Source organism: Mesorhizobium sp. WSM4813 (assembly GCF_055811555.1).
Map to the genome: position 1 here is coordinate 1 of NZ_JBVVQU010000157.1, position 583 is coordinate 583.

General features: G+C 60.2%; 1 protein-coding gene. It reads left to right on the forward strand.

Annotated features, from left to right (window positions below; all coding sequences use genetic code 11):
- Nucleotides 1-182: 182 nt before the first annotated feature.
- The coding region (locus tag AC0L25_RS32480) for an ATP-dependent Clp protease proteolytic subunit (RefSeq protein WP_473599195.1) at nucleotides 183-583 on the forward strand (401 nt) is incomplete at its 3' end.

The window sequence follows — 583 nt, forward strand, 5'->3', positions numbered from 1 at the left end:
CTGCTCGAGGAGACGCTCGAAGAGGAAAAGGCGACTGACGAAGCGCTGACGCAGCTTGGAGAGACCAGCGTCAACGAGAGAGCGATGCAGGAAGCTGCCTAGGTAATCGGCGCTTCGACGGAATCAATGAGCACGTCATGAACAATAGAGAGAACGCGCCTCCGGACGACGGTGGCGCGCCTTTGTCGCCGGCGCCGGCGGGCCAGGCGCCAAGCCTGCGGCAACTCCTGTACGAGCCTAACATCTCCGTAAACGGTCTGATCGACGACAGCACTGTCGTTTTTCTTCTTGGTCGCCTGGAAGCCGTACGCCAGAGCGGCAGCGACCTCATCATGGAGCTCAACACCAACGGCGGGGATGCCGATGCGGCCCGGCGGATTGCCCTCGAAATTCGGCTGTTTCGGCAGCATTCAGGCCGCAATGCATACTGCGTCGGCAAGACGAAAGTGTATTCGGCGGGGGTGACTATCTTCGCGGCTTTCCCGAAGCCGTTCCGCTTCCTCACCACGGACGCGGTTCTCCTGGTGCATGAGCGCCGTATGCAGACGAGTGTCGAACTGAATGGCCCGATGAAATCTTCCAT